This is a genomic window from Pelagibacterium lentulum (assembly GCF_003992625.1).
Classification (GTDB): domain Bacteria; phylum Pseudomonadota; class Alphaproteobacteria; order Rhizobiales; family Devosiaceae; genus Pelagibacterium; species Pelagibacterium lentulum.
Window position 1 is genome coordinate 43528 of the sequence record NZ_RZMW01000020.1, and the last position, 12577, is coordinate 56104.

General features: G+C 56.2%; 12 protein-coding genes. 9 read left to right on the forward strand and 3 right to left on the reverse strand.

The genetic code is table 11. From position 1 onward, the window contains the following. The first annotated feature begins 301 nt into the window (after window positions 1-301). The 4 genes from EO133_RS05840 (at window position 302) to EO133_RS05855 (ending at window position 4233) form a co-directional block, all read left to right on the forward strand. Window positions 302-844 carry a TRAP transporter small permease gene (locus EO133_RS05840; protein WP_127071727.1) on the forward strand — a complete coding sequence of 181 codons (543 nt, stop codon included), beginning with the start codon at window positions 302-304 and terminating at the stop codon, window positions 842-844. Beyond that, window positions 841-2163, forward strand: coding sequence for a TRAP transporter large permease (locus EO133_RS05845; RefSeq protein WP_127071728.1), 1323 nt, complete (start codon window positions 841-843; stop codon window positions 2161-2163). The genes EO133_RS05840 and EO133_RS05845 overlap by 4 nt, the downstream gene beginning before the upstream one ends. Before the next feature lie 86 nt (window positions 2164-2249). Further along, window positions 2250-3278 (forward strand): TRAP transporter substrate-binding protein, encoded by a 1029-nt coding sequence (locus EO133_RS05850; protein WP_127071729.1) that lies wholly within the window; start codon window positions 2250-2252, stop codon window positions 3276-3278. 82 nt (window positions 3279-3360) lie between these two features. Then, entirely contained in the window at window positions 3361-4233 is an 873-nt protein-coding gene (locus EO133_RS05855) for an amidohydrolase family protein (RefSeq protein WP_127071770.1), read from the forward strand. A gap of 161 nt (window positions 4234-4394) precedes the next feature. Here the strand turns inward: EO133_RS05855 and EO133_RS05860 are convergent, their stop codons facing one another. The 3 genes from EO133_RS05860 to gntR all read right to left on the reverse strand — a co-directional run bounded on the left by EO133_RS05860 (window position 4395) and on the right by gntR (window position 7249). Continuing rightward, the gene (locus EO133_RS05860; RefSeq protein ID WP_127071730.1) at window positions 4395-5147 is read right to left on the reverse strand and encodes an SDR family oxidoreductase; all 753 of its coding nucleotides are present in this window, start codon (window positions 5145-5147) and stop codon (window positions 4395-4397) included. A gap of 18 nt (window positions 5148-5165) precedes the next feature. Next, the gene (gene denD / locus EO133_RS05865) at window positions 5166-6152 is read right to left on the reverse strand and encodes a D-erythronate dehydrogenase (protein WP_127071731.1); all 987 of its coding nucleotides are present in this window, start codon (window positions 6150-6152) and stop codon (window positions 5166-5168) included. Between the two features lie 71 nt (window positions 6153-6223). Then, complete coding sequence (gntR, locus tag EO133_RS05870) at window positions 6224-7249, reverse strand: HTH-type transcriptional regulator GntR (protein WP_244640876.1); 1026 nt, start codon at window positions 7247-7249, stop codon at window positions 6224-6226. A 198-nt stretch (window positions 7250-7447) separates the two neighbouring features. On the opposite strand from gntR, the gene EO133_RS05875 reads away from it, so the two are divergent. From EO133_RS05875 to EO133_RS05895, 5 genes are read left to right on the forward strand one after another with little or no spacing between them, the layout of a single operon-like run. Beyond that, a complete protein-coding gene (locus EO133_RS05875; RefSeq protein WP_244640875.1) occupies window positions 7448-8011 on the forward strand; it encodes a TRAP transporter small permease in 564 nt (187 codons plus the stop codon). Further along, entirely contained in the window at window positions 8008-9285 is a 1278-nt protein-coding gene (locus EO133_RS05880) for a TRAP transporter large permease (protein ID WP_127071733.1), read from the forward strand. Before EO133_RS05875 ends, EO133_RS05880 begins: the two co-directional genes overlap by 4 nt. Before the next feature lie 51 nt (window positions 9286-9336). Continuing rightward, window positions 9337-10341 carry a TRAP transporter substrate-binding protein gene (locus EO133_RS05885; RefSeq protein ID WP_127071734.1) on the forward strand — a complete coding sequence of 335 codons (1005 nt, stop codon included), beginning with the start codon at window positions 9337-9339 and terminating at the stop codon, window positions 10339-10341. 34 nt (window positions 10342-10375) lie between these two features. Continuing rightward, window positions 10376-11629 (forward strand): mandelate racemase/muconate lactonizing enzyme family protein, encoded by a 1254-nt coding sequence (locus EO133_RS05890; protein WP_280516141.1) that lies wholly within the window; start codon window positions 10376-10378, stop codon window positions 11627-11629. Next, entirely contained in the window at window positions 11626-12519 is an 894-nt protein-coding gene (locus EO133_RS05895; RefSeq protein WP_127071736.1) for a DMT family transporter, read from the forward strand. The genes EO133_RS05890 and EO133_RS05895 overlap by 4 nt, the downstream gene beginning before the upstream one ends. Window positions 12520-12577 lie beyond the last annotated feature (58 nt).

Below are 12577 nucleotides of genomic sequence, written 5' to 3' on the forward strand. Positions count from 1 at the left end.
ACGGTTTTGGCAATGGTAGCCGTTTCCAGCGCTTTCCAGCGTCGATTGCCTATTGTGTACCTTCCGATATTATTGTTATATAGTATAGCATTTCGGGGCAAGAGACATGCGCTGCAGCTCAGGCCTATGTTCGGATAGTCCTATTAAATGCATAGACCGTCCATTGGCAGACATAGGCCGCGGGGCAATGCTGATGACGATAGGCAGAAACGCCATCCCCTTGAAAAACGGGTGCTGGTGAAATGCTTGATAGCCCGTGCTATGCGCTTGAGGAGGCGTAGAGCGGACTAGGGAGGAATACGTGTTCGAAGAACGATCCTTACTGACGCGTGTGGTGAGTACCCTGGCAAAGGCTATGGCCATTGCGGGCGGACTGACTCTCGTGGCGATTGTGGTGCTTGTTGTTGTCAGCGTTACCGGACGAGCCCTGCTCTGGGCGGGCCTGCGCCCCATAACCGGTGACTACGAGCTTGTTTCTGCCGGCATTGGCTTTGCCGTTTTTGCGTTCCTGCCCTGGACACATCTCAATCGGGGGCACGCGGTAGTGACCATTTTCACGGATAACTTCAGCCCCAAAGCCAATTCCATACTACTGTTTCTCGCCGATCTGGCCATGCTTGCCGCTTCGTCCTTCATCGCATGGCGCCTTTATTTCGGTATGCTCGATAAATTTGCATATCGGGAGACCACGCTTCTGCTGCGTATGCCGCTGGGTTGGTCCTATGCAGCCTGCATGGTTGGCGCGTCCATTTTCGTCATTGTTGCCCTGTTTGTTTTTGCCCGCACCGTGGAAGACATCATCAAAGGCAATCCGCCACGTCTGGGCCAGGGAGCAGGACATTGAGCAACATTCAGCTTGGCCTGCTGGCTTTCCCGGTCATTCTGGCTCTGATTTTCCTGCGTGTTCCGATTGGCCTTGCAATGTTGGGCGTCGGGATCGGCGGCTCCTATCTTATCGTTGGCAACTTCAATCCGGTGATGGCGCAGTTCAAAAGCCTGACCTATGGCACTTTTGCCAGCTACTCGCTCTCGGTTGTGCCCCTGTTCCTGCTCATGGGGCAGTTTGCAACCATTGGCGGCATGTCCGCCGCGCTATTCAAGGCCGCCGCTGCATGGATGGGACACCGCAAAGGTGGCGTAGCAATGGCTGCCGTTGGCGCCTGCGGCGGTTTTGGCGCAATCTGCGGCTCATCGCTGGCCACGGCTGCAACCATGGGACACGTTGCGCTGCCTGAAATGCGCAAATACGGCTATTCCGGCGCGCTGGCGACCGGCGCGGTTGCTGCAGGCGGAACTCTTGGCATCCTCATTCCGCCATCCGTGATCCTCGTGATCTTCGCCGTGCTGACCGAGCAGAATATCGCTAAACTGTTCATGGCCGCTTTTATTCCAGGCTTTCTTGCAGCTCTTGGCTACATGATCGTCATTGCGATCTATGTCAGGGTCAACCCTGAATCTGCAGGTACGCGCGAGCGCGTACCTTATCGCGAACGGTTCGCCGAACTGGGCAAGATCTGGCCTGTTCTTCTCGTCTTTATCGCTGTGATCGGCGGCATCTACACAGGCATTTTTACTCCTACCGAAGCTGCTGCAATTGGCGCTGCCGGTACAGCGCTGATTGCCTTGGCCTCACGCGCGCTGAACCGGCAAAAGCTTTCGGAAGCCTTTCTTGCAACGGCATCTGCAACAGCGATGATCTTCCTGATCGTTCTCGGTGCGGCTGCACTCAACAGCTTTCTTGCACTTTCGCAACTGCCTCAATTTATGTCCAACTGGGTTGCAGATCAGGGCTTCAATCCCTGGATAGTGCTTGCCGTTGTCCTTGTTTTTTATCTGGTCATGGGCTGCGTCATGGACTCGCTATCAATGATCCTGCTGACGGTGCCGATCATCTTCCCGATGATGTCTGGCCTCGATTTTGGCCTGACCCCGGATGAGTTCGCCATCTGGTTCGGCATTCTGGTTCTGATCGTGGTCGAAGTGGGATTAATCACGCCCCCGGTAGGCATGAATCTTTTCATCATCAATTCGATGGCCAAGGACACACGCTTGTCCCAGACCTTCAAGGGTGCGTTGCCCTTTGTCGCGAGCGACATCGTCCGCACCATTATCCTTGTGGCCTTTCCGGGCATCACGCTGTCACTGGTGTGGCTGTTGTACTGACGAATTTAAGGATTTTGGCGGGCGGTCAGCCACCCGTCAGTCACCGCATGTGAACTGACATGCAATTTAAAGGGAGAGAGAAGCTCATGAATATGATCAAAGCCTTGGCCGTCGGCTCTGTTGCCGCACTGCTGATGAGCACCAGTGCAATCGCTCAGGAAGTGACAATGCGCATTCACCAGTTCCTGCCCGCACAAGCGCCGATTCCCGCCCAGGCAATCGCACCCTGGGCCGAACGCGTAACCGAGGAATCGGATGGCCGCATCGTGTTCGAACTGTACCCGGCAATGCAGCTTGGCGGTACGCCCCCTAGCCTATTCGATCAGGCGCAGGACGGCGTTGTTGATATCGTTTGGACCGTCCTCGGTTATACGCCGGGCCGCTTCCCCAAATCGGAAGTCTTCGAACTGCCCTTCATGCTGACCAATGGCGAGGAAACCTCCCGCGCCTTCCATAATTATGTGACAGAACATGCAATGGACGAGTTTTCCGGGGTGCATCTGATCGCCGCGCACACCCACGGTCCCGGCCTGTTCCATACAGCCGATCCAATTACGTCTCTGGAGGACCTCCAGGGTATGCGCATCCGTGGCGGCTCGCGCATCATTTCCAATATGCTTGCGCAACTGGGCGCCGAACCCATTGGTATGCCTGTACCTGAAACCACCGAGGCCCTTTCGCGTGGCGTCATCGAAGGCACCACCATTCCTTGGGAAGTGACACCGTCACTCCGCATATCCGAGCTTGTTACCAACCACACAGGCTTTTCGGGCGATTATGGACTTTACACCCAAACCTTCGGCTTCGTGATGAACCGGGCAACCTACGAAAGCCTGCCTGATGATCTACGCGCCGTAATCGACGCCAATTCTGGTATCGAGGTTGCGCGCGCGTTTGGGCGCGTTATGGATGAAGGTGACATTGCCGGTCTCGAAATCGCCCGGGAACTGGGCAATTCGATTGTCGAACTCGATGAGGAGGAAACCGCCCGCTGGCGCGAAGCGGCTCAGCCTACCATTGACCAATGGCTCCAGGACATGGAGTCCATTGGCCTTGATGGTGAAGCGCTATACGCAGCAGCGCAAGCCGCTCTCAACGCAGAAATCGGGCAGTAGGCCATCTTATCGCTGATACGTTCGGGGCGCCAAATGGCGCCCCCTGCCTTGATTGACTAACGTCTCACCAGGAGCGTCTATGATGATTGACTTGCAATCGATCCGCGCCATCGACTTTCACACTCATGCGGAAGAGCCTTGTGGCTGCCATTCAGACGATGGCTATGACGACCTGCAAACCCGAATGGCGGAATATTTCGGCGCTCCCTGGAAGCACCCGCCAACGATCGAAGATACCGCTGCCCATTTCCGCAAGCAGAATGTTGCAGCGGTGATCTTTCCCGTCGACTCCGAGCGCGAGACTGGCTACCGGCGCTACAAGAATGAAGAGGTCGCGGAAATCTCCGCTCAGCATAGTGACATCCTGATCCCCTTTGCCTCCATCGATCCCGCCAAAGGCAAGACCGGTGCTCGCGAAGCCCGTCGCCTTGTTGAGGAATATGGGGTGCAAGGTTTCAAGTTCCATCCGACCCTGCAGGGCTTTTATCCCAACGACCGCATGGCCTATCCGCTCTATGAGGCGATTGCCGAAACCGGAAAACCTGCCCTCTTCCACACCGGCCAGACAGGCGTTGGCGCAGGAATGCGTGGCGGCAACAGCATGCGACTCAAATACTCCAACCCGATCTATCTCGACGATGTTGCTGTAGATTTTCCCGATATGCCCATCATCATGGCACATCCTTCCTTCCCATGGCAGGAAGAAGCCCTGGCAATCGCCACACACAAACCCAACGTCTGGATCGATCTATCAGGTTGGTCGCCCAAATACTTCCCGCCCATTCTGGTGCGTTATGCCAACTCGATTCTGAAGCATCGCATGTTGTTTGGTTCCGACTGGCCGATGATTACGCCCGAACGCTGGCTGAACGATTTTGAGCAACTCGACATCAAGCCCGAGGTACGCCCGCTCATTCTGAAGGAAAACGCCGCCAAGTTGCTGGGTCTCAGCTAAGCGCAAATCGGGCCTTCGAGGCCGTCTGGCGCCGCATTGCGTTGCAACCAGACAATACGACCGATGCCGAACGGATCAAGGCTTTGGCCGCGCGTGTCGACCGCACGGCTCCAGCCAAATGCTCCTACTGGGCATCGCTGATATAAGAGGTGCGCAATGACCTAACCGCGCCCCACATAGGGCATGCCTGTCGCCATCACCGTCATGGTCAGGACATTGGCTTCCAGCGGCAGGCTTGCCATGTAGGAAACAGCCTTTGCGACATGTTCGACATCCATGGTGGGTTCGGTTGCCATGGAGCCGTCGGCCTGTAAAACGCCTTGAGACATCTTTGACGTCATGTCCGTGCTGGCATTTCCGATATCGATCTGCCCGACCGCAATGTTGAACGGACGGCCATCGAGCGCCGAGGCCTTTGTTAGCCCTGTAATGGCGTGCTTGGTAGCGGCATAAGGCGAAGATTGTGGCCGCGGTGTCGTCGCCGAGATCGAGCCATTATTGATGATGCGCCCGCCCTGTGGCTCCTGTGCCTTCATGATGCGGAACGCTTCTTGCGTGCAATAGAACGCTCCGTTCAAGTTTACATCCACAATCGCAAGCCATTGCTCCGCTGTAATGTCTTCCAGCGGCACACCCGGTGCGCTAAGACCGGCATTATTGACCAGCAGATCCAGTCGCCCCCAGCGGTCCACAAAGGCTTTGAAAATTGCCTTTACCGCGTCCGGCTTGCTAATGTCCGCAGCCAGAACAAGTGTGCTGGCCCCTTCCGGATCGATCTCAGAAGCGGTTTGCTCCAACACTTCTTTACGGCGCCCTACCAGTGCCGTCTTGAAACCGTCAGCCACCAATTGCCGGGCGATTGCCTTGCCGATACCTGTGCCTGCGCCTGTAACGAGCGCTGTTTTCAGTGCCATGATTGTCGTGCCTTTCCATTACGGCAGCGTGCCGCCAAGCTCATCTTCGATATGAGCTTTTATAATGTCATCAAATGACGCATCGGCTACGAAACCGAGCGAAGTGGCCCTTTGCGCATCAAAGTCGCGTGCCCATCCATCCACCATGTCGGCGACCATGGGGTCGCGTGCCTTACGGATCAGTGCAGCAGCCTTCTTACCAGCCACCCGGCGCAGCGCCTCGATCTGCTCGCCGACTGTTGCCGACAGGCCAGGCATGTTGAGGTTACGCCTTACCCCCAAGGGCGCGGTATCCATCGTCGCAGCATGGAGCAAAAAGCCAACGGCAGAACGAGGGCTTGCGTGCCAATGCCGCACATTTTCTTCAACGGGCAATACGGCCTCCTGCCCCACCAGCGGTTCCCGGAGGATATTGGAGAAAAAGCCCGATGCTGCCTTATTGGGTTTGCCCGGCCTTATGCAGATCGTCGGCAATCGAATGCCAACGCCATCGAAAAAGCCGCGACGCGAATAGTCACTGAGCAAAAGCTCCCCAATGGCCTTCTGCGTCCCGTAGCTGGTTTTCGGCGTTGAGAAAAATTCATCCCCGATCTTGTCGGGGAACGGCGCACCGAACACCGCAATCGAAGAGGAAAATACGACACGCGGGCAATAAGGCTGCTCCTGACCTTCCCTGCGGATTGCGTCGAACAGATAGCGCGTGCCATCCAGATTGATCGCATAACCCTTGTCAAAATCCAGTTCCGCTTCACCCGAAACAATTGCTGCCAGGTGAAAAACCAAATCGGGTCGGGCCGCAATGAGCGACGATACGGCATCCTCGGAAACGATATCGAGTTCGTGTGCTTCAATCTCGATCCCCGGCGCTCGAACCGCCGTCGGCGCAATCACATCGGCAAGAATGAGCTTTTCGATCGCTTCGTGGCCAAGCTTGGCGTCTTTTGCCAGCCGTTCGGTCAGCTTCCTGCCAATCATGCCGGCCGCGCCGATTATCAGGATCTTCATCGTACTTTCTCCCCACTGCAACCAACACAACGGCTGTATCGCAAACTCACCAAGGTTATTAAAGAAGGAGGCTATCCACGGTCGGTGCTCTGCCGCACCTTCAATTCATAGCCGATGTCAACAACCGGCTGCTCCGGCCTGCTGCCTTGCGCGGCGGAAATCACCATTTCGATCGCCATCTTGCCCATCTCATACCGATGCGTCCTGACGCTCGTTATTGACGGCATGCTGGCCGCAACCATATCAAGATCGTTGAACCCAACGATACCGAACTGTTCAGGCACTTTGATCCGCCGGCGCTGACATTCAAAAAGCACACCCAAGGCAATATCGTCGTTGTTGCAAAACACCGCATCGACGTCAGGGGCTAACCCCAGAAAATCGGCAAACATCTCCGATCCCACCGTCACCGAAGATGCGCGCGGCGTCGTCAAGATCAGCCGGTCTTGGAAAAGCCCTTCAGAATGCAACACATCGCTGTAGCCCTGCAGCCGCCTCTGCGCGCGCGGGTCCATTCGAGCCCCCAGAAAGCCGATTCGCCGATACCCCTTTTCCACAAGATGCCGCACCGCGGCTCGCGCACTGAGCCTATGATCGGTTCCCACCATCATATCCACCGGATCGGGGCCGAACTCCATGATCTGGACGATGGGGCAACCAAAGGACTCCAGCAACTTGCGCGAGCGCTCGGACTGATCCGTGCCACTGACGATCAACCCTGAAGGGCGCTGCGCTGCAAACAGCTTTAGCAGTTCTTCTTCCTTGCTGCCCATGTAGCGCGTATTGCCGAGCTGCACCTGAAACGCGGTACCTTCCACCCCGTCATAAATACCGCGAAGCACATCTGAGAATACCGAATTGGTGACTGAGGGAATGATGACCCCGATTGTGGTCGTTTTCGCAGAGGCCAGCGCCCGCGCCGCCGGGTTGGGCGTATAGCCCAAGTCATGGACCGCCGCCTGAACCCTCTCCAGTACCTTTGTCGAAACGATCTCAGGGGTTCTCAACGCCCGCGAAACGGTGATCGCGCTAACATCAGCAGCACGCGCAACGTCATCCAGTGTTACAGCTTTGTATTTTCTGTGCTTTTCTTCCAAATTGATCCTCCCTGATTCACAATAGGACAGGATTGTTCTGTTGACAATGATATACGCTGTCATTTAATTGTTTTACCAAGCCGCGCGGATCCTCGGAGGGTGGAGCGGCGCGTGATAAGGGTGAAAGTGCCTTTCGTGGAGGAGAAAAGTTGATGTGCGTTCCATGCACAATCGCGTCGACACGCGGGGCAATACCCCGTGGCTAGAGCGACCCAGGCAATCGTCAAAGCCGTAGAGTTTGTCCTCGTCCTGCTTTTGGCGGGCATGGTGGTAATGGTCTTTACCAATGTGGTGTTGCGCTATGGTTTTAATCGCGGCCTCAATTTCTCCGAAGAAATGTCGCGCTACTTCTTCGTCTGGCTCACCTTTGTTGGCGCCGTGCTGGCCTTTGGAGAGCACGGACATATCGGCGTAGAAACCGTCGTGCGTCTCTTCGGCAAGCGCGGCCGTCTGGTCTGCATGCTCATTACAAACATTGTGATACTGATCTGCGCCATCATCTTTTTTCATGGCACATGGCTACAGCATCCGATCAACGCTTCGTCACGCGCAGCGGTTGTCGGCATTTCGCTGATCTGGGTTTATGGCATCGGCTATTTTACATCCGTCGGTATCGGCCTGATCGCAATCGTGCGCATCTTCCGTATCGTGACCGGTCAGATGACCGAGCAGGAAATCGCCTATTTTGCTGGCGAAATCGATGATCAGACGCCTGCCATTGCCAATTCGACCGAGACGGTTTCCAAGGAGGACCTGAAGTGATCATTCTGGTCTTCATTGCCTCTCTGTTCGGCTCGTTGGCATTGGGTATTCCGGTTGCCTTTGCCCTGATGTTCACCGGTGTCATCCTGATGACCTATATGGACATCTTCAACACCCAGATCATCGCACAGCAAATGATTACGGGTGCCAACACCTTTACGCTGCTGGCCATACCCTTCTTCCTGCTTGCGGGCGAGTTAATGAATGCGGGCGGGCTTTCCAAGCGCATCGTCAACTTTGCAATTGCCTGCGTGGGCCACATTCAGGGCGGACTTGGCATCGTAGCGATTTTCGCTGCAGTGATCATGGCAAGCCTTTCAGGCTCTGCTGCTGCCGATTCCGCAGCTCTTGCGGCCATTCTTATCCCGATGATGCGTGAGGCGGGCTACCATGTCCCTCGTGCCGCGGGCCTTATGGCCGCTGGTGGCGTTATTGCACCGGTTATACCGCCATCCATCGCATTCATTATTTTCGGCGTTGCAGCCAATGTTTCGATCACCGGCCTGTTCATGGGCGGTATCGTGCCGGGCCTGATGATGGCCTTTGCCCTCGTCGGCATGTGGATGTTCGTTGCCCGCAAGGAAAACGTCAAACCGCTGCCGAAGCGTTCGGGCAAGGAGCGTCTTCAGGCTACTGCCAAGGCTGGCTGGGCACTCATGATGCCAGTCATCATCCTCGGCGGCATCCGCTTTGGTGTATTCACGCCCACTGAAGCGGCGGTGATCGCTGCGGTCTACGCGCTGTTTGTTGGCATGTTCATCTATCGCGAACTCAAGCTTGCCGACCTTTACGCAGTGTTTCTGCGCGCAGCAAAAACCACTTCGGTGGTATTGTTTCTTGTTGCATCGGCACTCGTGACATCCTGGCTTATTACACGCGCAAATATTCCAGCGGAGGTTGGGCGTTTCGTTGAACCTTTGATCGATAACCCCAAGCTTTTGATGCTCGTCATCATAATGCTGGTTTTTGTGATGGGCACTGTGCTGGATCTGGCACCGACAATTTTGATCCTCTCGCCGGTACTCATGCCTATTGTTCGCATGGCCGAAATCGACCCGATCTATTTTGGTGTCGTCTTTGTCATGACCACCTGCATCGGGTTGATGACCCCACCTGTAGGTGTCGTACTGAATGTGGTGAGCGGGGTGGCACGCGTGCCGCTTGGCCGGGTGATTGGCGGCGTCATGCCATTCCTTCTGGCTCAGGTTGTCGTGCTGGCCCTGTTGATCGCGTTTCCCGAGCTTGTGCTCGTTCCGCTCGCATGGTTGCGATAACGCCGAACGGTTCAGGAATAACAAACTGAAAAACTATTGGAGGAGAAGACCATGAAGACCTTTGTTGCTACCGGCCTCGCGGCCACATTGATGTTCAGCGTGGCCCTGCCGGCGCATGCTGAAATTTCCCAGCGCACCATTACCATTTCTAACGGTGTTGCCGAAGATCACCCGGTTGGTGACGGCGTGGCAGCTATGACTCAATGCACCACCGAGCGCACCGATGGCGCATGGACGCTCAATGCCTTCTGGAGTTCGGCTCTTGGCGACGATCTCCAGGCGACCCAGGCTCTGCGCTCGGGCACCCAGGAAATGGTCATCACCTCGACCTCTCCGCTGGTTGGCATCGAACCAGCTCTGGGTGTTTTTGACCTGCCATTCCTGTTTGCCGACGCGGCGGAAGCCGATGCCATCCTCGATGGAGAATTCGGCGACTACATCAACGACATGTTGCCCGAGTCCAATCTTGTGAACCTCGCATGGTGGGAGAACGGTTTCCGCAACCTCACCAACTCGGTTCGCCCGGTTGAAACCCTGGCCGATTTCGACGGCATGCGGGTGCGCGTGATGCAGAACAACATCTTCCTCGACACCTTCCAGACCCTGGGCACCAACGCAACGCCCATGGCCTTCGGTGAAGTGTTCACCGCGCTGGAAACCCGCGCCATCGACGCCCAGGAAAATCCGTTCGTGACCATCGATACCTCGCAATTCTATGAAGTGCAGGACTATCTCTCGGTCACCAACCACGCCTACACCCCGTTCATGGTGCTGTTCTCCAAGCCGATCTTCGATACCTATTCTGAAGAAGAGCAACAGATTCTGATCGATTGCGCGATAATCGGGCGTGACGTTCAGCGGGCGGCCAGCCGCGAATTGTCCGGGCAGTCGCTTCAGCGCGTGATCGATGCCGGCATGCAGGTCAACGAAATCGCCGACGATGCCATGGCTGAAATCCGTGACGCCGTGCAAGGCGTTTACGAACGCCACGCAGGGGAAATCGGCCAGGAAGTTGTCGATCGCATGATGGCAGCGCTCGACGAAATCCGTAACTAACGACAATCTAGCAGGCGGGACATGACAGTCCCGCCTGCCGTCCCCGCCTTCAACTCGGCCTCCGCACATGAAGATCACCGCCGTAGAGACTTTGAGGCTCGGCGAATTTGCCAATATTATCTGGATTCTCATCAGGACCGATGAAGGCATCTCCGGGCTTGGTGAGACCTTTATGGGCGCGGCTGCGGTCGAAGCCTATATCCACGAAACTGTAGCGTCAAAGCTGATCGGCCGCGATCCGTTACAGATCGAAGCGATCAATCGCGATCTTATTGGGTATCTTGGCTGGCGTGGCGCCGGCGTCGAAACCCGCGGCAACTCGGCAATCGACATTGCGCTCTGGGATATTTTCGGCAAAGCGCTCGGCATACCGGTCAGCATTGCACTGGGCGGAAAGAGCCACGATACGGTTCGCACATACAACACATGCGCAGGCTATCGATATGTCCGCGATGCCCGCGCCCAAGCCGTCGAAAACTGGGGACTTGGCCCTCAGAAATCGGGACCTTACGAAGATCTCGATGCCTTCTTGAACAGTGCCGACGACCTTGCCCATTCCCTGCTCGAGCAGGGCATTACCGGCATGAAGATCTGGCCTTTCGACATTGCCGCCGAGCGTACGCATGGGCTCGATATTTCCCCGCGGGAGTTGCGCGAAGCACTGCTGCCTTTCGAGAAAATCCGCAAGGCAGTCGGCGACAAGATGGACATCATGGTCGAATTTCATTCCCTGTGGCAGCTCCCCGCTGCCCAACGCATAGCCCGCGCGCTCACCGAATACGATACCTATTGGCATGAAGATCCGGTGCGCATGGACAGCCTCGAAACGCTCAAGGCCTATGCTCCCCATTCCCGCGCCATGATTTGCGCATCGGAAACTCTCGCCTATCCTCACGCCTTCCGCGATTATCTCGCAACCGGAGTTGCAGGCGTTGCAATGCTCGACCTGTCCTGGTGTGGCGGCCTGTCAGAGGCGCGCAAGATCGCAGGCATGGCCGAAGCGCACCATGTTCCGGTCGCTCCGCACGATTGCACCGGGCCGGTGGTGTTCATGGCTTCATGTCAGTTCTCGCTGCACGCCAGAAATACCCTCATACAAGAGTCCGTCCGTGCATTTTATACCGGCTGGTATACTGAACTCGTCACGAACTTGCCGAAGGTCGAGAACGGGCAGATTTCGCTCGATGACACGCCGGGACTTGGCGTTGAACTTCTGCCGCATATTTTCACACGCAAGGACGCTATTCACAAGCTTTCCGATGTAACGCGGCGGGGAGAGCCGATATGAGCAGCAATAATTACGCCCTCAACAATTGGTCGCTACTTTCGCCGACAGCCAAAGGCATCGTTGTGATGCTGATTGGCATGTTCCTGTTTTCGCTGAACGATGCGATGGGCAAGTGGTTGGTGGCCACTTATTCTGTAGGGCAGGTGCTGCTGATCCGCAGCGCGGTTGCATTCGTCATTCTCCTGCCATTTGTCTGGCGCGCAGGGATGGACACCGTTTTCAAGGTCGAACGGCCCGGACTGCAGGCCGCGCGGGTGGTGTTCTCAACGGCCGAAGTGTTCTGCTTTTACTGGGCCGTCTATTATCTGCCGCTCGCCGATGTGATGACTTATTGGCTGGCTGCGCCAATCTATGTCGCCGCCATGTCGCCCTTCCTTTTGAGAGAAAAAGTTGGATGGATGCGCTGGACCGCGATTTTCATCGGCTTTATCGGCGTGCTCATCGCGCTTGCCCCGGAAGGCGAAGTGGAACCGATCGCCATCGCAGTCGCAATCATCGGCACCCTGGCCTTTGCATTGATGGTGATAACGGGACGCACCTTGCGTGGCACTCCTGATAAAACCCTTGTTTTCTGGCAGATTGCAGGCGCAGGGATCGCCGGATTGGTGTTGGCGCCGTTCGATTGGGTCATGCCAACGGGAATCGACTTTGCGCTGCTCGGCCTGCTGGGCGTTGTGGCTATGCTGGCTCATATCTGCGTCAATCGCGCTGTGAAGCTCGCCGACGCCGCAATCGTCGCGCCCTTCCAATATACATTGTTGCCTTGGGCGATCATTCTGGGATGGCTGTTCTTTGGTGATCTGCCACGAGCCATGATGCTGGTTGGCGCTGCGATCATCGTCGCATCCGGTTTGTTCATCTTTTTCCGCGAGCAACGCAAAAAGGCCTGAACTGGGGGCTGCAACAAAAAAAGCCGGTCGCGTGACCGGCTTTTCTGCTTCTTGTTCC

Coding starts and splice junctions, on each gene's coding strand:
- EO133_RS05850 (WP_127071729.1), top strand. CDS start 2,250: ATGAATATGATCAAAGCCTTGGCCGTCGGCTCTGTTGCCGCACTGCTG.
- EO133_RS05855 (WP_127071770.1), top strand. CDS start 3,361: ATGATTGACTTGCAATCGATCCGCGCCATCGACTTTCACACTCATGCG.
- EO133_RS05860 (WP_127071730.1), bottom strand. CDS start 5,147: ATGGCACTGAAAACAGCGCTCGTTACAGGCGCAGGCACAGGTATCGGC.
- denD (WP_127071731.1), bottom strand. CDS start 6,152: ATGAAGATCCTGATAATCGGCGCGGCCGGCATGATTGGCAGGAAGCTG.
- EO133_RS05885 (WP_127071734.1), top strand. CDS start 9,337: ATGAAGACCTTTGTTGCTACCGGCCTCGCGGCCACATTGATGTTCAGC.
- EO133_RS05895 (WP_127071736.1), top strand. CDS start 11,626: ATGAGCAGCAATAATTACGCCCTCAACAATTGGTCGCTACTTTCGCCG.